This is a genomic window from Variovorax sp. R-27, assembly GCF_049913215.1.
In the GTDB taxonomy this organism is placed as follows: Bacteria; Pseudomonadota; Gammaproteobacteria; order Burkholderiales; family Burkholderiaceae_C; genus Variovorax.
Map to the genome: position 1 here is coordinate 2669638 of NZ_CP183984.1, position 19561 is coordinate 2689198.

Genomic DNA, 19561 nt, shown 5'->3' on the forward strand with positions numbered 1-19561 from the left:
GCTGATCACGCCGCCTTCGGCTCGGGAATGACCGCCGTCAACGCAAAGTCGACGAGATAGAGCCAGGTTTCTTCCAGGCCCATGATGCTGTGATGGTTCGACGCGGGAACCGTCTGCACGCTGACCGGGGTGGGCCATGCGGCGATGAGTTTTTGCGAGCGCTCGGGAAGCACGACGTCGTCGTGCTCGGCCAGCAGCACCTGGGTTTTCGCGGCGACCTCTTTGCAGTGCTCCAGCGAGTTGAACTGGTGCCGCAGCAGCAGCGACAGCGGCACGAGCGGGAAGCGCTTCTTCGCTACTTCCAGCATCGAGTCGTAGGGGGTGACGAGTTGCAGGCTCTCGAAGTCTTGTCGCGCCACGAGCTGGATGGCTACGCCAGTCCCCAGGCTGCGGCCGACCACGTGCAGGCGTGCATGCGGAAAGGCGCGGCGCAGATGGTTGGCGAACTGGCTCGCGTCTTCGACGGATGCGATCTCGGAAGGGCGCCCCTGCGAGTCGGCCACCCCGCGGTAGTTGAGCGCGGCAAAGCCGAAGCCCTCGGGCAGCCAGTGCAGCATCTGCGCGGTGGCGCGCACGTCTTCGCCGCGGCCGGCGAAGTAGACGAACAGGTCCCGCAGCGAGTCTTCACCCTGGGGGTGATAGACATACCCGCGGACCATGCCGCCCGGCACGGTGTGGGAGTACGTGGAGAAGTCGTCCGACAGATGGACGACGGGCAGTTTGCGGGCGTTGAAGAGGATGTGCCCCTGGCGCGTGGCAAGCAGGGTCCAGTACGCCGCGATGCTGCCAATGGCGGCAGCCGAGGCCGACAGGGCAATGCGGGAGACTTTGGATGACAAGGTAGGCTCCGGAGGAAAGACTGATACGTGGCGCCTAGTTTCGCCTCATTCCTCCGTGCAGGGCCTTTGTCGGCTTCTTCCGCCTAGTGGGACGCGATCAGCTCCTGGTAGGCGCGTGGCGCGTTGGGTGCGTAGGTGCTCAACGACGTGGTCGCGGATGCCGCAGCAGTGTGCTGCCGCTCCAGCTTGAACCTGCCGACGATCCGCGACAGGCTGCCCGCCTGCTCCTGCAGCGATTGGGCTGCAGCCGAGGCCTCTTCGACCAGCGCCGCGTTCTGCTGCGTCGCCTGGTCCATCTGCGTGACGGCCTGGTTGATCTGCTCGATGCCCGAGGTCTGCTCCTGGCTCGCTGCGCTGATCTCGCCCATGATGTCCGTCACGCGCTTCACGCTGCCGACGATCTCTTCCATGGTGCGGCCGGCATCGGCCACCTGCCGGCTGCCTTCCTCGACCTTGTCGACGGAGTCGCCGATCAGCGTCTTGATTTCCTTGGCCGCCGCGGCCGAGCGCTGCGCCAGGCTGCGCACTTCGGAGGCGACCACAGCGAAGCCACGCCCCTGGTCGCCCGCGCGCGCCGCCTCGACGGCCGCATTGAGCGCCAGGATGTTGGTCTGGAACGCGATGCCGTCGATCACGCTGATGATGTCCACGATCTTCTTCGACGACGCATTGATCGAGCCCATCGTCTCCACCACCTGGAACACGACGCTGCCGCCCTTGACTGCCACTTCAGAGGCGGAGGTGGCCAGCTGGTTGGCCTGGCGTGCGTTGTCCGCGTTCTGCTTCACGGTGGAGGTGAGCTCCTCAAGGGAGGCCGCCGTCTGCTCCAGCGAGCTGGCCTGTTCTTCGGTGCGCGACGACAGGTCCTGGTTGCCCGTGGCGATCTGCGAGCTGGCCGTGGATACATTCATCACCACGCCATGCACCTGCGTCAGCGAGCCCTGCAAGGCGGTGCGCATCTGGTCGAGAGCGCGCAGCAGGTGCCCGGTTTCGTCCTTGGCGTAGCTTGGCTGGACTGCGCCCGTGAGGTCCATCTCGGCGATCGACTGCGCGATGGTTTCGGCGCTTCGCAGCGGGCGCGTGATGCTGCGTGCCAGCAGCCAGGCCAGCAGGGTGCCGAGCACCAGGCTCACGGCGGAACACACGATCAGCAGCGTGCTGGTCTGTGCGCGCAGATTGTTGGCGCGGGCGGCGGCGGCATCGAGCTGCTCGCGCTGCATGTCCACCACTTGCTGCACGCCCGCGATGTAGCTGACCGAGGTGGGCTGGAACTGGGAGTCGAAGATGCGGTTGGCGCCTTCGAGGTCGCCCTTCAGCTTGAACTTGCTGACTTCCTCGCGCGAGGCGAGGTAGGCCTTTCGCAGGTTGCCGACCTTCTCGAGCAGTTCACGCTCCTCGGGCTTGACCAGCTTGCCTTCGATGAACTTCTGCAGCTCGTTGGTGTCCTTGATCGACTTGGCCGTGGCCGGCGCGAAGTAGTCGATCAGGCTGGCGTCGCTGCTCTTGGCAATGGCCGCCGCCCGCTGCACGCCCGACGTGGTGTGGCGCAGCCAGTCGGAGCCGGCGCGCTCGGTCTTGACGTTGTCCTCGATCATGGCGTCGATCTCCTGGCTGAGCTGCTGCAGCTTCCACACCGCGGCGACGCTGGTGGCGAGAAAGAGCGCCAGGATGGCGCCCAGCACGATGGCCAGGCGCTTGCCAATTGAAACGTTGCTCAGAAACATATTCGGACTCCGGAATCCAGGGGAATGGCTGGATATCGGCAGTCCAAATGAAAACTTTAGTAAATGGCCCACAGATGGAGCCGCGCCGGGCCCTCGGGCCCCTGCTTCAGATCTTCAGGGGCGCGAACGACTTGACCAGATCGTCCAGCGCCTTGATCTGCGTCAGGAACGGTTCCAGCTTGTCCAGCGGCAGTGCGCTCGGGCCGTCGCACTTGGCCTGCGCCGGATCAGGGTGGGCTTCGAGGAAGAGGCCGGCCAAGCCGACGGCCATGCCGGCGCGCGCCAGGTCGGCCACCTGCTCGCGGCGGCCGCCCGATGCGGCAGCGCCGGCTTCGCGCTGCTGCAGCGCATGGGTCACGTCGAAGATGATGGGCAGGTTCTGCGTGACCTTCTTCATGACGCCGAAGCCCAGCATGTCGACCACGAGGTTGTCGTAGCCGAAGCAGGTGCCGCGGTCGCACAGGATGAGCTTGTCGTTGCCGGCTTCCTTGAACTTCTCGACGATGTTGAGCATCTGCGAGGGGCTGAGGAACTGCGGCTTCTTGATGTTGATGATGCGGCCCGTCTTGGCCAGCGCCACGACGAGGTCGGTCTGGCGCGCGAGAAAGGCGGGCAGCTGGAGCACGTCGACCACTTCCGCGACCGGGGCCGCCTGCGCGGTTTCGTGCACGTCGGTCAGCACGGGCACGCCGAAGGCGTCTTTCACGGCCTGCAGGATCTTCAGGCCTTCGTCCAGGCCGGGACCGCGGTAGGAGTGGATGGAGGAGCGGTTGGCCTTGTCGAAGCTGCCCTTGAAGACGTAGGGAATGCCCAGTTTCTGCGTGACGCGCACGTACTCCTCGGCGCTGCGCAGGGCCAGGTCCTTCGATTCGAGAACGTTGACGCCGCCGAAGAGGACGAAGGGGGCTTCGTTGCTGGCGTTGACTTGAGGGGTGATGGTGACGGTGGACAAGGTTTTCTCCTGGACAGGTGCTTCACTGCAGGCGCCTATTGTCGTTGCGCCGGCAGGAGGGGGTCAGCCTGCGGGCGTTACCGTCAGGTAAAAGGGCGTCAGAGTCCCGGCCACGGGCCGCAGCAGCTTGAGCAGCAACGGGCGTCCATACCCTTCGCCCGCCAGCCGCTTGAGCAGGTCGGACAGCTGGGCCAGCGGCACTCCGTCGCAGCCAATGAGGATGTCGCCGCTGCGTAGCCCGTCGCGCGCGGCGGCCGAGCCGGCCACCACCTCGACCACGCGCACCCCGGTGGCCACGGGCCATTCGTTCTCGCGCACCCAACGCCTGGGCAATGCCACGGCCGCGCATTGCACGCCCAGCTTGCCGCGGCGCACCGCGCCATGACGCATCAGCTCTCCGGCCACCCAGCGCGCGGTGTCGATGGCCACCGCGAAGCTCAGGCCTTGCGCCGAAGGGATCACCGCCGTGTTCACGCCGATGACCTGCGCCGCGCTGTCCAGCAGCGGGCCGCCCGAGTTGCCGGGGTTGAGGGCCACGTCGGTCTGGATCACGTCCTCGATCATCCGGCCGCCCCGCGCGGGCAGGCTGCGGCCCAGCGCGCTCACGATGCCGGCGGTCACGGTGAAGTCGAATCCCAGCGGGTTGCCGACCGCCACGGCCAGCTGGCCGGGTTGCAGGGCGGCGGAACTGCCCAGAGGCAGGAAGGTGCGCGGGTGCGACTCGATGCGCAGCACCGCGATATCGGTCGAGGCGTCCAGCCCGACCAGGCGCGCGACGCTTTCGGTGCCGTCTGCGAATGCGGCGCGCAGCTCGCTCGCGCCCTCGACCACGTGGGCATTGGTGAGCGTGAAGCCGTCGGGCGTGAACAGGAAGCCGGAGCCGCTGCCCTGGCCGCCCGCGCCGCCGCGCTGTGCCTGCTTTCGGACCTTGATGTGGGCGACCGCCGCGCTGGCGGTGTGCGCCACCTGCGTGACGGTGGCCGAGTAGGAGTCAAGAATGAATTCGTCGCGCGCGCCCATGGAGCACCTCTTTTCAGTCGCCAGATCCCAGAGGAAATGGCGGCATGCCGGAGGTTTTCAACCCGGGCACGGGAAGCCGGCAGGGCCATCGTTTCAGTGCCCGGCGTTCATGAAGCCTTCAGCAGAGGCTCAGCGATTCTTCAGCAGCCGCCCGGACACTGGGGCTCCCAAGAACTACACCGACAGCACGGGGAACACAGCTTGAAGCACCTCATTCTTCTGCTTGCAGTCGCCAGCCTTGCGGCCGGCTGCGGCCACGACAACCACCGCCGCAATCGTGACCGCGACCACAACGGCATTCCTGACCGCTATGAACGCAACCGCGACAGCGATGGCGACGGCGTGCCCGATCGCTATGACCGCCGGCCGGACAACCCGCGCAAGTACTGATCGCCTCGTCGCTCAGGGCGCCTTCGGTCGCGACGACGGTTCCCACGAGTCGGGCGTGGTCGCCACCAGCGACTTGAAGTCCTTCCACGGCCGCGCGCCCGGGATGGTGCGCCCGCCGACGATCAGCGACTTCGCGAACACCACCATGCGCTCGCGCAGATAGGCCTGGTCGGATGCGGGCCAGGTCTCGATCGAGTGCGGCCCGCGCGCCAGCACGATCTCTTTCAAGCCGCGGATGCGGTTGTAGGCGGCCACGGTGCCTTCGAGCGTTTCCGCGCGGTCCCACAGGCCCTTGCCGAAGAAGGCGGCGGGCCAGCGGTCCATGCCCGCGAGCGTGGAGGAGTTCGGATAGAACACGATGTGGTGATCGGCCGCCATGCCGCCCAGGAACAGGTTGCGGTCGGCCAGGTCGGGCGAGTCGCCCACATAGCCCGCGCCGCTGGCGAACGACGACAGCAATATCGCACCGCGAATGTTCCGCAGGCCCTTGGGCGGCGTGCAGTTGGGCTCGGGCATGTCGAAGCTGCACTGGGCCACGTAGTTTCTCGTCATGGCCCAGGCGGTGGACATCGAGCCGCGCGAATAGCCGCCGAGCACCAGCGGGATCTCGCTCGATGGCATGCCCGCGAGCAGCTTGCCCCGGGTGGCTTCGCCTTCGAGCACTTCGCCCTGGGGCGTGAGGATGCGCAGCCCGCGTCCGGTTTCCAGCGCCGTGAGCGCGCGGAACACGTCTTCGCCTTGCTCCAGCGTGTTGGTGTCGCTGAAACCGCCCGACAAGCCTTCGCCGCGCCGGTCGTAGGCCAGCACGTCGAAGCCGGCCTGGTTGAGCGCATACAGGTTCTCGCGCCACCAGCGCTGGCCCATGGTCTCGGTGGTCGCGTTGGGAAAGTTGATGGGAATGGTCTTGCCGGTCTTCTCGTCGATGCGGTACGACGCCTCGTCGGGGTGCTGGATGGCCGTAAGTTGCCCGCCGCCGCCCGGCGCCATGATGACCAGCGCGCGCACTTTCTTGCCCTTGCCGCCGTCCACACCCGCGCCTTCGATGTACCAGCCGCGCAGCTTGATGTCGCCGGTCATCTTCAGGTCGATGCGCTCGAAGGTGTCGCGCGGCGCGGTGAACTCGACCACGTAGGTGCGGGCGTCGGCCCCGGCGATGCCTTCGCGGTACGGCGCCTTGGCGAAGAAGGCGGGCCTGCGGATCTGCTTCAGGTCGACCTGGCCGTCAGGATCGATCTTGCCGGAGGGGTCGACCACGCCCGTCGATCGCGTGGCGCGCTCCTTGTTGGGCGGCAGCCAGCGCTGCATCTGCGCGTCGATGCGCTTGAAGCACGCCGGGTCTTCCTTGCAGGTGCGCCAACGGGCCTTGAGCTTGTCGTCGGTGAACTCGGCGATGTGATAGTCGCCGCCCGCATAGCCGGAAGGCGTGGGGTTGGCCGTCATCAGCACCGGCACGCAGACCTTGGTGCCCTTGCTGTTCTTCTGGTCCTGCGGCAGCAGGTAGCCGCTCATCATGGCGTTGCGGTCGGTGCCGACCCAGGCGGTGCAGTCGGTGGGCGGCGGCGTGCTGGCGGTTGCCAGGCGCTGGGCTTCCGTGGGGCCGCTGCATGCTCCCAACAAAAGCAGTGCGGCAGCGAGGCCGGATGCGGCTGCGCGGCGGCGGAGCCGGGCAGGGCGCGTGATCGTTTCGGTCATCGAATCGGGTGCTCCGGAAAGGCTCCGGGTACAGGAAATCTGGAAGCTGCGATCTTCGCCGGATCGGCGCTGCGCAATGGAAGCCGAAGCCGTTTCCGGATACAAGTTCTCTCCTTGTTGTCTGTAGGACATTTCCTGCACGCGCATGCGAATTTTTCTACTCTTTGCCGTTGCTGCATGCGCGTCCAATCGCCGCCGCTTCACAAGGAGACAAGAGAGATGAATTTCGAAGGCATTTATTGCTTCGACACCGCGAGCGTGCGATTTGCCTTCTACCCCGAAGGCCCCGGCGGCCCCCGTGTCGTCGCGCAGATTTCCGAGGAAACCCTGCACGACGAATTCGGCGCGCGCGAAGTCGGCGACAGCCTGCTGGAGACATGCAGGCAGCACTTTCACGTCATAGAGCCCGTGGCCGTCGCGCGCTACCAAGCCGAGCCGCATCGGTCCATCACGCTCACGATCGACGACTTCGCACTGCACGCCTGAGCCGCCAAGGCTTGAAGGCGCCGTGAGCGATTCAATCAACCGTGCCCGACAGGCGCGCGGTGACGAATCTCGCTTTGCAGCGCACGCTGGCCGGCCGAGAGCGCCAGTTCATAGCTCTCCACAGCGTCATACGCCTTGCGCAGCACGCGCGGGTGCGTGCCCTTGTCGTCGGTTTCGAGCAACTGCCAGACAAAGGCGCCCGGCAGCGGTTCTTCAATGGTGAGTTCGATGGGGTGTGTCATGGGTTTCACCATGGCGCGGCGGGAGAGTCTTGTCTGTAGGTCGGCGGCGACGGCTGCTGCGCGAAGGCGGGGCAAGCGCCGGGCATCCGGGCGCAATTTCACCGGCATCCGGTGGCGGCGCAGCCAAGTAATTCATATGCATTACATCGCCCGAAAAACCTTCGACGTAATCTTACAAAGCGTGACTAAATGCCTTGCTGAGATGTAACGCTATCCCATAATCGCGCCCCTGCAACGCGTGTCTGGACACAAATGTGTTGCGGATTAACAAAGATTTGAGGGAGCGCTAAACATGAATCGGCACTTGCACCGCGTTGTTTTCAATGCGGCCAGAGGTATGCGTATGGTGGTCCAGGAAACGGCCGCCAGTACCGGCAAGGGTGCGAGCAAGGCGACGACCGCAGCGGGCGTCATGGCCATCGCCGGCGTCATGATGGCAGCGTCGGCCCACGCACAGATCGTCGGCGCGCCCAATGTGCCAGGCAATCTTCGCCCGACGGTGCTGACGGCGCCCAACGGCGTGCCGCTGGTCAACATCCAGACTCCTTCGGCCGCAGGCGTTTCGCGCAACGTCTACAACCAGTTCAATGTGGGCGCGAACGGCGCGATCCTGAACAACAGCCGGGTGAACGTGCAGACCCAACTGGGCGGGTTCGTTCAAGGCAATCCTTACCTCGCAACGGGGCCGGCGCGCATCATCCTGAACGAAATCAACGGCGGCTCGCCGAGCCAGCTTCGCGGGTACATCGAAGTGGGTGGCCAGCGCGCCGAAGTGATCATTGCGAACCCGGCCGGCATCAGCGTGGACGGCGGTGGCTTCATCAACGCCTCGCGGGCTACGCTCACCACGGGGACGCCGCAGTTCAATGCGATCGGGGGGCTTGATAGCTTCCTCGTGCGCGGCGGCACCGTCACCATCGATGGTGCGGGGCTTGATGCGAGCAAGACCGACTACGCGGCCATCCTGGCGCGTGCTGTGCAGGTCAATGCTGGTATCTGGGCGAGTGAGCTGAAGGTGGTGACTGGTGCGAACGAGATCAGCGCCGATCACAGCCAGGTCACGCCGACATCAGGCACTGGTGCTGCTCCGACCTTTGCGCTCGACGTTGCGGCGTTGGGTGGCATGTATGCGAACAAGATTTCGCTGATTGGGACAGAGGCTGGACTGGGTGTGCGCAACGCCGGGAGCATCGGCGCGAGCGCCGGCAATCTGGTCGTCACGGCGTCCGGTCGCCTGGAGAATACCGGCACGCTGGAGGGCCAGAGCGTGCAGCTTGCCAGCACCGGCAGCGACATCGTCAACCAGGGGACGATCCGCCAGACCAGCATGGCGTCGCTCGCGCTTGCGGCCCCCACGGTCAGCAACACCCATGATGGGTGGATCGGCAGCGAGCCTGTGCCCACTCCGACAGGGGGCAGTGACGGCGGCAGCACCAGTACAGGTACCACCGCAGGCACCACCTCAAGCGGCTCAACCGGCACCACGACATCGACCGGCAGTACGACAACCGCAGGCACTTCAACACCTGCTGCCGCACCGATTGAACCGGGCAGCATCACCGCAGCAGGCGTGATCCACAACGATGGCGGCAAAGTGTACGCAGGTGGCCCGATCACCCTGCAGACCGCGAACTTGCTCAACAACGGCGGAACCCTGAGCGTGGCGAGTCTGGCGCTCAGTCAGCCGAGCTTCTCCAACCAGGGCGGGACCATCAATGTGTCCGGGGCCTTCACGGCCAACCTCGGCACTTTCGACAACTCGTCCGGAACGCTGCGCAGCGGCAGCCTGGACATCACCACCTCCGGTGACCTGAACAACCAGAACGGCGTGCTGACCAGCGACAGCAGTGCCAATCTCACGGTCGGTGGTTCGGCAAACAACCTGCGCGGCAACATCTCGGCCGCAGGGGCGCTCACGGCCAGCGTGGCCGGGGGCACCGTCAACACTTCCGGTACCCTTGCTTCCAACCAGGGCCTCGTACTCAGTACCGGCTCGCTGGAGAACACGCAGGGCAGCATTCAGTCGGCGCAATCCGGCGTGCAGCTCGCGGTGACAGGTCAACTTGCCAATGGCGGCGGTGGCTCCATCAACGCGGCCACCGACCTTGGGATCCAGGCGGGCATGCTTACAAACGCCGGCACGTTACGCGGCGCGAACGATGTCAGCGTGACCTCCACCGGCGCACTCGTCAACGACGGCAACATCACGTCAGGACGCAATACAACCATCGCGGCTGCGAGTGTCAAAAGCGGCACGGCAGGCGTGTTGGGAGCAGGTATCCAGAGCGACGGCACACTGGGCAGCACTGGCGACCTACGCGTCACCTCCACCGGCGCGCTGGCCGCCAACGGCACCAACCTGGCGGCAGGCAATGCGACGCTCCAAGGCGCAAGCGTCGATCTCTCGTCCAGCAAGACCAGTGGCGCCACCGTTGCCATCGCAGCTACGCAGGGTGATGCCAACACCAACAGAGCCACAGTGACCACGCCCGGCACGCTGAGCGCCATGGCTGCGGGAGCGCTGTCGAATCGCGAGGGGACGCTGGGCTCCAACGGCGGGACCACGGTCAATGCCGCCAGCCTCGACAACGCCTCCGGAGCAATTGCCGCTGTGGCGGGAGACCTTCGCGTCACGACCACCGACGCGACCGACAACACGTCGGGCAGTCTGTTGGCTTCGGGGGCGGTTGTCCTTGCGAGCAGCGGCCTGACGAACACCGGCGGCAAGGCCAGCGGCAGCAGCCTTGCCATCGACACACACAGCGGCACGCTGGACAACACACGCGGAACCCTGACCGCAGGCAGTACCGTCGACGTGAACTCAGGCGTGCTCAAGAACGACGCGGGCTTGATCCAGTCCGGCGGTGCGATGACCGTCGACACGCACGGCGGAGCTCTGGTCAACACGAATGCTGCAGCCTACACAAACGCCCAGGGCGGCATCTTTAGCGCCGACACCCTGCACATCGCCACAGGTACCGCAGGCGGCTCCTACGGCCGTGTGGACAACGGCGCAGGCTTCATCGGCTCAAAGAACGCCTTGACCGCCAACATCGGAGAGTTCGTCAATGGCAATGCCGGCTTGGTGCTGGGTCAATCAACAGTAGCTATCGACACCCACGGCGCCACCTACGACAACCGCAGCGGGCAGACGCTGGCGGTGGATGACCTCGGCATCAATGCCGGCAACCTCTCCAATACGGCCGGCCTGATCCGTTCGACGAAGACGACCACGCTGAGCGCCGGAAGCCTCGACAACACTGCCACCTCCGGCACCGATCAAGGCATCGAAGGCCAGAACGTTGCCATCACGGCGACCGCCGTCAACAACGCGTCGGGCGCCATTCGTGCCAGCGTAAACACTATCTTGACCGGCACTGGCCGTATCGAGAACGGCCCCGGCGGGCTGATCTCCGCAGGCGACACGCTGACCCTCGCCGATCCCAATGCGGGTACGGCGACTGCGAAGTCCTTGAACGTAGTCAACGCGGGCACTCTGCTGGCCGGCAATACGCTCATCGTGGATGCGGCGTCGCTCACTAGCAGCGGCAAGTTGCTCTCTCAAGGCAACATGTACCTCGCCTTGACGCAGGACGTTGTAATGGCGTCGGGAAGCGAGTCCATCGCCAACCGCGACCTGAGCATCGCCACCAGCGGCAATATCTCCAACAGCGGACGGATCGCCGCCGGCAAGGATCTGTCGCTCTCGGCCACAAACATTGACAACACCGCGACGGGTGACATTCAGGGCACAACCACTCGTTTGACTGCCACGAATACGGTGACCAACCGGGGTGTGATCGACGGCGTGGTGACGCGCATCGACGCAGGCACGCTGACCAACATCGGCACCGGCCGCATCTACGGCGATCACGTTTCCATCGGCGCCGACACGCTCAACAACCTCGCCGAGACCGTCAACGGCACCACCAGTGCCGCGACCATTGCGGCGCGTCAGCGCCTAGACATCGGCGCAGGCACTGTCAACAACCAGGACGGCGCGCTCATCTTCAGCGATGGAGACCTCTTCATTGGCGGTGGGCTCAACACTGCAGGCCAAGCCACCGGCGTGGCCTTCAGCATCAACAACCGCGCTGCCACCATCGAGGCGACCGGCAACGTCGACATCAAGACGGCCCAGCTGAACAACACCAACGGCGGTGTCACCTGGGCCTTGCAGCCAGGCACGCCCCAGAGCGTTGTCGAGTACACGCTCCCTGGCAGCAGCACACGCTACAAAGCCGACGAAGTGCTCATCGGCTTCGGAGGTCTCATCCAGTTTCCAGAGACTGGATGGAACAGTTGGCATGCCGCGAGCGCAGCCAACCCTCTGACGGCCGGCAGCGACCCCTATGCGCGGTTGCTGATTCCCTCGCCGGACTATCCACTGAATCGCTTTCGCGCCTATTACCTTCAAAGCCCTGCCAGTAGTCAGGATCGGAGCATCCAGGAGTGCACCAACGGCCAGGACAGCGTCTGCCACGCGGTGAACATCCCCGGTGCCTGGTATTCGCGCACTGATCCGATCTGGGCCACCTTCGGGGTCACAGCGCCCGGCGTGGACTTGCCCATGGACTTCATCGGCAGGAAGTATCCGGACATGACCGTGGGCCAGGCGGGGGTGATGGTCCTCGATGAAACCAACCACGACCAGTGGGTTCCCTTCGACCACCCGGTCACCCAAGCCGAGTACGACCAATGGCAGGACTACCGTCAGGCTCATGCAGCCCTGGACAAGGCCACGCTGGCCTTCATCTACACGATGACGGGCACTCCGGCATCGGTCTCGGATTACAAGCCGCCACGCTTCGCATCGACCTACGACGCCTACGTCTACACCGTCACCCCGTCCACGCCGGTGCTGCAAAGCTCCGCGCCGGGCAAGATCATCGCGGGTGGCGCGATGAACATCGCAGTGGGCAGCGGCGTCAACGACATGAGCCAGATCCTGGCCGGTGGCGCCCTGACTGTCACCGGCGGCACCATCGTCAACAAGGGGCTGACCGTCGACGCCCCCACGGTGCAGACCGGCACGGTGATGCACAGCTACGTCGAGGCACACTCCGGAGATGATGAGCGGGTCTACCAGATCGCGCCGTACAACCTGACGACCAACTCCACGGTCACACTGGCCGCGGCGCGCCAGGAAGGCAATGTGGCTGTCGCCGTGGGCAATCCGGGTACCGGGTCCTTGTCGCTGGGGCAGACCGGGGCCGGGACCCAAGCGGCTGGCGGTGTTTCCGGCAGCGCTGTCGTCAATCCCATCGTCCAGGTGCCCTCGAACAGTGGCCCCGGTGGAACTGCGGGCGTCGCTGGCGCCACTGTCGTGCGCACCAGCGTACCGAACGTCGCGATTCCCAGCGCGAGCCTGTTCAGGACGCTGGCCGCCCCTTCGAGCCGCTATCTGATCGAAACCGATCCCCGCTTCGCGAACTACCGCAATTGGCTGTCCAGCGACTACCTGCTGAACAACCTCGGGCTCGATCCGAATACCACGCTCAAGCGCCTGGGTGACGGCTTCTACGAGGAACGCCTGATCCGGGAGCAGGTGGCCCAGTTGACCGGCTACCGCTACCTGGATGGGTTCACCAGCGACGACGCCCAGTACACGGCCCTCATGAATGCTGGTGCGGCCTTCGCGCAGCAGTACGGCCTGCGTGTGGGGGTGGCACTGACGGCCGCGCAGATGGCGCAACTGACAAGCGATATCGTCTGGCTGGTGGAGCAGACGGTGACCCTGCCCGACGGCAGCACGCAGCGCGTGCTAGTGCCGCAGGTCTATGTGCGCGTGAAGCCGGGCGACATCGACGGCTCCGGCGCTTTGCTCTCAGGCGGCAGCGTGGGCATGCGCTTCTCCGGCGACCTCACGAACGCGGGAGGCACGATTGCCGGGCGCCATGCGGTCTCGCTCTCGGCGGACAACATCAACAATCTCGCGGGTCGCATCACCGGCGAGGACGTCACCCTCAAGGCCCGAACCGACATCAACGTCATCGGCGCGGTGGTCGATGCCAGCAAGAGCCTGACGGCCATCGCAGGGCGCGACATCAATGTGGTGACGACCACCCGCGACTCGAAGAGCGACGCAGGTCCGCTGGCGCGCTCAGGCGCCGACAGCGGCGTGAACCTCAGCGCCACGACACTGGACCGTGTGGCGGGGCTGTACGTCACGAACCCGGGAGGAAGTCTCAACGTCGCGGCGATGCGCGATGCCAACCTGATCGGCGCCGAGATCAAGAGCGCGGGCGATGCAAGTGTCGCTGCGGGACGCGACGTGAACATAGGCACCGTGACGACGGGCCGCACGGACGATATCCGCTGGAGCTCCGACAACACGCGCAAGGACGAGACGAGCAAAGAGATTGGGACCACGATCAGCGGCGCAGGCAATGTGAGTATCGATGCCGGCCGCAACCTCACGGGTGTTGCTGTCACAGTGAACGCGGGCGAGACGCTCAAGCTCATCGCGGGCGACAAGATCACCTTGAGTGCGGGCGAGAACTCCGCTTCGGCCACAACGACGGATGCGCAGAAGGATGGCCTGAGTCACTCCAGCTCGAACGCCGACAGCCAGGAGACCTCACTGGCGCGCACCACGCTCACAGGCAAGGACATCCAGATGCGCAGCGGCGGAGACATGACGCTCAGCGCCATCGAGGCAAACGCGGAAACTCTGGGCATTGACGCCGGCGGCAAGCTCAATCTGCTCACACAGAAGACGACCAGTGCCTTCAGCGGCTCGGAAACCGATGGCGACGGAGCCTGGGTCTCGGCCAAGAGCGCGGGCCACAAGGACGAGACCAGCCAATACAACCTGTTCAACGTCCAGAACCTGAACGTCCAGGCGAGCGGCGGGGTGACGGCGCAACTGGGGCAGAACGACAGTCTCGCGGTCCTAGCGCAACAGCCTGGTATGGCCTGGGTGAATCAACTGGCAAACGATCCGGCCTTCGCGAACAGCGTTGAGTGGCAACGGGTGCAGGAAGAGCACAAGAAGTGGGCCCAGAGCCAGACCAGCATGGGACCGGTGGCGGCCATCGTAGTCAGCGTTGTGGTGGGGATGGTGGCCGGTCCCGTGGCTGGCCAGGCAGGGAATGCCGTCGGCGGCACGGTGGGGGTGGCGGCAGGCGAAGGCGTGGCGCTTGCGGGCGGGGGCGCTTTCCTCACCGGCACCGGCCTCACCATCTCCGCGGGCGTGAGTGCCGCAGTGCAGGCCGGCATCACAGCCCTGGCCACCCAAGCCACGGTGGCCTTCATCAACAATGATGGTGACATCGGCAAGGTGCTCGACGAGTTGGGCAGCAGCCAGGGCGTCAAAAGCATCGCCACGGCCATGGTGACGGCAGGTGTGCTGCAAGGACTGAGCAATGTGATGCCGGAGAACATTGCCAACGCGACCAATGGCTCGGCGAAGTTCACGGATCAGTTGCAACGCCAGCTCATCGACGGTGCGGCCAGCGCGGTGGTGCGCAGCGCGATCAATGGGACCAGCCTCGAAGACGAATTGAGCCACAGTCTGACCAATGCCCTGTGGAACACCGTGGCGGCTCAAGGGGCCAATGCCATCGGCGATCTGACGCAGGGTCCGGACGCGCAGTTCAATGGCGTGATCAATAAGATCGCGCATGCCATCGCGGGGTGTGCGGTGGGTGCGGGCCGTGCGAACAGCAGCAGCGGCTGCGCTCCCGGCGCCCTGGGTGCCGTTGTGGGCGAACTGACCGCGGAAATGGCGGGGCGAACAGACAACACGGTCCAGATGGCTGGCTTGATGGCGACTCTCGCCGTAGCCATCGCAGGCGGCGATGAGCGCCAGCTCAGCATCGCCATGAGCGCGGGCAGCAACGCGGCGGCGAACAACTACCTGAACCACGATCAATGGGCCTCCTTCGCCAAGGAACTGGCGGCCTGCACGACGCCCAAGTGCGAGATAGATACGCGCGCCAAGTACGCTGATCTCAGCAAGAAACAAGATGCCGAGCTTGCGATATGTGACAAGGTCGGAAACTGCGATGCCCTCATCAAGGAGGTGAAGGAGGGACGGGACTACCGGGACACGCTTGTGAAGAGCAAGCAGTTGCCGGAGGGCTACATGGGTGCCTTCGACCTGCAGCAACTGGGCTTGAAGATGGCGAATCAGCCGGCCTATCGCGAGCAGGTCGGCAAGTCGGTGGTGGCACAGATGATGTGCCAGTTGGACCGGAAGCAATGCGACATCGAATCCGCCAAGATGGCTGCCGGGCTGGGGCTGGCATTGGTGGGCGGTCCTGTTGCAGCTTATTTGTTCAGCAGCCTGCCTGCCATCGCTGCTGCCGCAAGGATGTCGATTGCGGCTTGCAGTGCGAATCCGAGGCTTTGCGCGAATCAGGCCGGATTGGTGGTGACTGATCTGATTGGAGCCGAAGCCTTGGGCGGCTCAAGCATCGCGGGCGGCGCGTTAGCCGCCAGGGCAGTGAGCAAGATTGAAGCGGAAGCCGAAGCGGCGCGAATCCTTGCACAGCGCGAAGCAACGCTCAAGCTGCCGACTCCTGTGGACGGCACAGCCAACAGTCCCTACAGCAGTGCAGGGGTGAAATATGGCAATGCGACTGCGACCGACGCGGCAGGCAATGCGCTGCCGACCTCGCCGAGTCTTCCGCCAAAGACCTCAGTTCCTGAGATTCTGCTACCAGATCCTGTCGCAGGAAGCGGCCCGCGCCCTGTCGGCTCATCGGGAATTGGCTTCGATGGCTACACCCCGCCGGCAAGCACTATCCCGAACGCTGCGGGCACTGTGCGTACCGGCAACTCATCATTGGATACGCACTTGATAGACGAAGGTGTAAATGCGTACTCGGGGTCGGGGAAGAATCTGTATGGGACGCACGACCGGAGTGCCTTTAATGCTGCATTGGATGCTAACGGCGGTACTGTCGTGCGTTCAACCAAGGTTGCAGGAACTGATGGCATATATGAAGTTCAGTATCAATTGCCTGGAAAAAATATTGCAACAAAGACCGTCTTTGATCCTGCCATTTATCCTCAAGCAGATATGATAAGAATGGCGCAATCTGCCAGCCAGTCAGCAATTAATAAGTACGTGACGTCAGGTGCCACTGGGCCGTCGACCATCGTTGTTAATGTCGGAGGGCTTCAGTGGAAAGTGGGTATCGGTCCCGGTGCCGGTGGAATTCCGGATGTCAAAACTTCTTATCCAGTAGGAGCAGCATCATGGCCTTGAATAAATTTAGATTTGCGTGTAATGAAGAAAAACTAAATGAACTGCTGAGCTATGCACTGGCAGGAATTGTTCAAAGCAATCTTGATAGATTGGATATGCCGGCGATGACGCCAAGCCTTGATCTTCTTTATGCACATCGAGGGTTGAGTTACGAAGACGAAGTAGAGTTTTATTTTTTACCGCACGGCAATGGTATTAAAAATGCGCCGATTGATTTTGTTGTAATTAGTGATTTGCTGTTTAATCCTGGTGAGGCGGGTTTGTATTCATACGATGAATTTGCGAGGGGGCTTTGCATGGAATTAATGAAGCAAAGCGAAGGCAATGATGCACGTAGAGAAGGAGCAATGAAACTTGTCCAAAGATATGGCTTGCAAAAATATACGGGTAATTGATTTTTCCGGTGCGAAGATCTTGCCGGAGCAGGAATAGCACTTTGCATGAAATTTTGATCACGTTGTTCGTGAATACGAAAGGTGATTGAAAGATGAAGTGGCAGATTTGAAGTAAAGCAATATTGCGCTGCAATTAGAAAATTCTGAGAAAGAATGACAGTGATCTCGCGAGTACCCTTGGTCACTATCCTGGCCAGCCCCCTGCTTGCCTTGGCGCAAGTTCCGACCACACCCCAGCCCTTCGTCGAGCAGCAGCGCCAACAAGAGCGCGAGCGCGCCCTGCGCGAGCAGAACGAGCGCACCGTTGACCAGCGTCCGCAGGCAGCGCCGCCCGTGCCGGCTCAACGCATCCCCGAATCCGAGTCCCCGTGCTTTCGCATTGACCGCGTGCTGTTGGTCGGTGAGCAGTCCGAATCCTTCCAATGGGCCGTTGCGGATCTGTCAGGCCCCGAGGGCGATGATTCACCCGCTGGCCGCTGCCTCGGCACGGCTGGCGTCAACGTAGTCCTCGCGCGTGCGCAGCAGGCTGTCATTGCGCGCGGTTACGTCACCACCCGTGTGCTGGCTGCGCCGCAGGATCTCTCTGCCGGCACATTGACGCTTTCGCTGGTGCCCGGCCGCATCGCGGCCATTCGGACGACACCTGATTCTTCATCCACGCTGCTCGGCAGTTCCGCTTTGCTGGCCACGGCCATTCCCGCGCGCCCAGGCGACCTCCTGAACCTGCGCGACATCGAGCAGGGCCTGGAGAACCTCAAGCGCGCCCCCACGGCCGAAGCCGACATCCAGATCGAGCCCTCGACGGCACCCAACGCCAAGCCCGGCGACAGCGACCTCGTGGTCAAGTACGTCCAATCCAAGAAGTGGCGCGTCACCTTGAGCCTCGACGACAGCGGCACCGAAGCCACAGGCCGCTACCAGGCCGGCGCCACCCTGTCCCTGGACAACCCCTTCGGCCTGAACGATCTGTTCTACGTCAGCGCCAACCACAACATCAACAACCACGTCTTCAGCGACCCGGCCAAGGGCACCGAAGGCCAGACCGTCCACTACTCGCTGCCTTACGGCTACTGGCTCCTGGGCTTCACCGCCTCCAACAGCCAGTACCACCAGAGCGTGGCCGGCCTGAACCAGGACTACGTCTACGCCGGCAAGTCAAACAACGCCGAGGTCAAGCTCTCGCGCCTGCTCTACCGCGACCAGAGCCGCAAGACGACGGTGGCGGTCAAGGGCTGGCGCCGCGAGTCGCGCAACTTCGTGGACGACACCGAAGTCGAGGTGCAGCACCGCGTGGTCGGTGGCTGGGAGCTCAGCCTGAACCACAAGGAGTTCATCGGCGAGGCGACGCTCGAAGGCACGCTGGCCTACAAGCGCGGCACCGGCGGCTTCGGCTCACGCGCTGCGCCGGAAGAAGAGTTCGGTGAGGGTACCTCGCGCCTGAAGCTCTACACGGCCGATATCAGCCTCAACGCGCCATTCAAGCTCGGCGAGCAGAAGATGCGCTACTCCGGCCTGATCCGCGCCCAGTGGAACCGCACGCCGTTGACGCCGCAAGACCGCTTCGCCATCGGCGGGCGCTACACGGTGCGCGGCTTCGATGGCGAGACGAGTCTGCTGGGTGAGCGCGGCTGGCTCATCCGTAACGACATCGGCTGGGCAATGGGGCAGAGTGGGGCGGAACTCTACACAGGCATGGACTACGGCCATGTGGGCGGACGTTCGACGGTTGACCTTCTTGGCCGCAGCCTTGCCGGCGCAGTCTTCGGTCTGCGCGGCCAATGGAGCAAGCTGAGCTACGACTTCTTCGTCGGTGCGCCGATCAGCAAGCCCGAGGGCTATCGCACTGCGAAGGTCACGCTGGGCTTCAATCTCAACGCAAGCTTCTGATATGCCGATGATTTTTTCAACTAGACCTTTGTTCGCTGTAGTTGTTGCTGGAGGCATCCTGCTGCCGGGATGTAGCAGCCTGCCGCCAACGCCTTACCGCGCCGCCCCTCCAGGCGATGGCACGTATGGATACAGCACCATGCACATCGAAGGAGACATCTACCGGATCGACTTCTATGGATCACCGGCAACGGCCTCACGGACCGCCAGGGCGTTCGCCTTCTATCGCGCGGCAGAGCTTGCAGAGGAACACGGTGCGCCCGCTTTCAGGATCGTCCAAGGTGAAGTGGATCGCTCCATTCTGGACGGTACCGAAGTCTTTTCATGGTCCGACTCGTTCCCCGAGTTGCCTCTCGGCAGGCTAGCGGTAAACCGTGAGGACGGTGCCCATGCGGCAACCCTGCAAAAGGTCGCTGGAACGAGGTACATCCCTGTTCCGATCTACATCACCCCGCCAGGCCAAGCGCAGCGGGACGCAGACGAGAAACAGGTCTCCAAGCTCACCATCCTGCGCGTGCAAATGCTTCGAGAACTTCCGGCATCGCTTGATGACAAGGCGTTCATGACGCGCGAAGTGCTCAACAAGCTCGGGCCGCGCATTGTGCGCATGAGCTCCACATGATTTCCGCATGCGATATGTGGTGAAGTCGACGCGCGTCAGGTCGTCGAGTGCTCGTTGTCCAAGCAATGCGAGAAGGTCGTGAAGATCACTAGTGG

General features: G+C 63.9%; 12 protein-coding genes. 6 read left to right on the forward strand and 6 right to left on the reverse strand.

Going from position 1 to position 19561, the window contains the following annotated elements; translation table 11 throughout:
* Positions 1-5: 5 nt before the first annotated feature.
* From ACN9MV_RS12395 to ACN9MV_RS12410, 4 genes are all read right to left on the reverse strand, one after another.
* Complete coding sequence (locus ACN9MV_RS12395; RefSeq protein ID WP_093052709.1) at positions 6-839, reverse strand: alpha/beta hydrolase; 834 nt, start codon at positions 837-839, stop codon at positions 6-8.
* An 83-nt stretch (positions 840-922) separates the two neighbouring features.
* Positions 923-2563 (reverse strand): methyl-accepting chemotaxis protein, encoded by a 1641-nt coding sequence (locus ACN9MV_RS12400; RefSeq protein ID WP_093052707.1) that lies wholly within the window; start codon positions 2561-2563, stop codon positions 923-925.
* A gap of 106 nt (positions 2564-2669) precedes the next feature.
* Complete coding sequence (kdsA, locus tag ACN9MV_RS12405; RefSeq protein ID WP_093052704.1) at positions 2670-3515, reverse strand: 3-deoxy-8-phosphooctulonate synthase; 846 nt, start codon at positions 3513-3515, stop codon at positions 2670-2672.
* 63 nt (positions 3516-3578) lie between these two features.
* The gene (locus ACN9MV_RS12410; protein WP_093052701.1) at positions 3579-4535 is read right to left on the reverse strand and encodes a S1C family serine protease; all 957 of its coding nucleotides are present in this window, start codon (positions 4533-4535) and stop codon (positions 3579-3581) included.
* A 201-nt stretch (positions 4536-4736) separates the two neighbouring features.
* Between ACN9MV_RS12410 and ACN9MV_RS12415 the strand changes: the two genes are divergently transcribed.
* A complete protein-coding gene (locus tag ACN9MV_RS12415) occupies positions 4737-4925 on the forward strand; it encodes a hypothetical protein (protein ID WP_093052698.1) in 189 nt (62 codons plus the stop codon).
* Between the two features lie 12 nt (positions 4926-4937).
* Here ACN9MV_RS12415 and ACN9MV_RS12420 read toward each other — a convergent pair whose 3' ends face one another.
* Positions 4938-6617: a hypothetical protein gene (locus tag ACN9MV_RS12420; protein ID WP_426392456.1), complete on the reverse strand. Its 1680-nt coding sequence runs from the start codon at positions 6615-6617 to the stop codon at positions 4938-4940.
* A 219-nt stretch (positions 6618-6836) separates the two neighbouring features.
* On the opposite strand from ACN9MV_RS12420, the gene ACN9MV_RS12425 reads away from it, so the two are divergent.
* On the forward strand, positions 6837-7103 hold the full coding sequence (locus ACN9MV_RS12425) for a hypothetical protein (RefSeq protein ID WP_093052692.1): 267 nt from the start codon (positions 6837-6839) through the stop codon (positions 7101-7103).
* Positions 7104-7138: 35 nt separating this feature from the next.
* On the opposite strand, the gene ACN9MV_RS12430 is transcribed toward ACN9MV_RS12425, so the two are convergent.
* Entirely contained in the window at positions 7139-7345 is a 207-nt protein-coding gene (locus ACN9MV_RS12430; RefSeq protein ID WP_177142348.1) for a hypothetical protein, read from the reverse strand.
* Positions 7346-7637: 292 nt separating this feature from the next.
* On the opposite strand from ACN9MV_RS12430, the gene ACN9MV_RS12435 reads away from it, so the two are divergent.
* The 4 genes from ACN9MV_RS12435 (at position 7638) to ACN9MV_RS12450 (ending at position 19466) form a co-directional block, all read left to right on the forward strand.
* Positions 7638-16562, forward strand: coding sequence for a filamentous hemagglutinin N-terminal domain-containing protein (locus ACN9MV_RS12435; RefSeq protein ID WP_426392457.1), 8925 nt, complete (start codon positions 7638-7640; stop codon positions 16560-16562).
* Complete coding sequence (locus ACN9MV_RS12440) at positions 16553-16957, forward strand: hypothetical protein (protein WP_426392458.1); 405 nt, start codon at positions 16553-16555, stop codon at positions 16955-16957. Before ACN9MV_RS12435 ends, ACN9MV_RS12440 begins: the two co-directional genes overlap by 10 nt.
* Before the next feature lie 153 nt (positions 16958-17110).
* On the forward strand, positions 17111-18844 hold the full coding sequence (locus ACN9MV_RS12445; protein ID WP_426392460.1) for a ShlB/FhaC/HecB family hemolysin secretion/activation protein: 1734 nt from the start codon (positions 17111-17113) through the stop codon (positions 18842-18844).
* 7 nt (positions 18845-18851) lie between these two features.
* Positions 18852-19466, forward strand: a complete 615-nt coding sequence (locus ACN9MV_RS12450; protein WP_426393162.1) for a CC0125/CC1285 family lipoprotein — start codon at positions 18852-18854, stop codon at positions 19464-19466.
* Positions 19467-19561: the final 95 nt, after the last annotated feature.